Source organism: Ruegeria sp. AP12, assembly GCF_056540025.1.
Window position 1 is genome coordinate 1 of the sequence record NZ_JBQFVZ010000096.1, and the last position, 1,073, is coordinate 1,073.

1 protein-coding gene is annotated in these 1,073 nt (G+C 52.2%); it reads right to left on the reverse strand.

The window, feature by feature from the left end:
* Nucleotides 1–987, reverse strand: a 987-nt coding sequence (locus ACR0E6_RS21480; RefSeq protein WP_480587120.1) for a DUF6538 domain-containing protein, incomplete at its 3' end; no start/stop codon positions are given.
* Nucleotides 988–1,073: the final 86 nt, after the last annotated feature.

Consider the following 1,073-nt stretch of genomic DNA (forward strand, 5'->3'; position numbering starts at 1 on the left):
TCCAAGTGCTTTGTTGATCGTGGAAATACTGAGGCAGGCTAAACCTTGTTGCTTAGCAATCGCCGCCGCCTCACTTGCTGATTTCCCTTTGGTTGCCTTGATCTTGTTGCGGTTGGTAGGCAGGGCCATCAACAGTTTCTTGAAATGGGATGCGTCAGTTTTCTTGTATTGGAGTATTGGGCGGTCGCCTGCCACTTCTATGAACAGCTCCGTCCAAGTGGTGTAGTCGTCTTGTAGCTTGGTGTTCCAATCGTCGGTCCGTATCGCTTCGGATTTTCGCTCAGCAAATAGCTCGGAAAGCAATTGCCCCTGAGAGAGCATCAGCGGGGCGCCCATGGGCCTCTCTGGGGTTTCCACTACGTCGCCAGCATTGCGCGACTGAATGGCCTCTGCAGCTTTGATTGTCGCTTCCTGTAGCGCTCTGATCAAACGCGGCCATGAAGGGGAATCTTTGGCTAGATTGATGCTGACCCCGTCCCAAGTCAAAACTTCCTCGGCCTCACTCTTGAAGAAGCTGTCCTGTTGGCCTTGCGCATATGCAGAGCGCGTTTCCTCTTGGCTAAAGTCGTTGAGTTCCGTGTATTCGCCGAAGCTATAGCGTGGGTCAGCTATGGCTCTTTCCGGCGTCAACTTGGGTGTTTCAGCGGAACGGAAGCCATCTAGGCGCGTTTCTTCATCTTCTTCCAGCCGGAAATGATAGTACACGGCCTTGATTTTGTTGATCTGATCGGAGGTCAGTTCAGCTACAGTTTCCCGTCCTTGGGCTTCGATCCAGCGTCGGTGGGCTTCGAATCGTTGGTCGACTTCAGCGGCTGCGACACGAACCTTCCGAATAGCATCAGCATGGTCCTTGGTTCTCAAAGAGAACGTTTCTTCAGTCTTCGGATAGCTTGCCGCGATGTCTGCAGGGATGGCTGCGCGATGGTAGTAGACGTCGCCACGTCGATAGAGTCTGGGGTGTCTGGGCATCTTCTCAAGCGCCTTCACTGTAACACCTCACTGTAACAGACTCGTTTCTAAGCCCTTGTAAGTTAAGGGGATAAAGTCAAATCAACAACTTATGGAGATTTGGT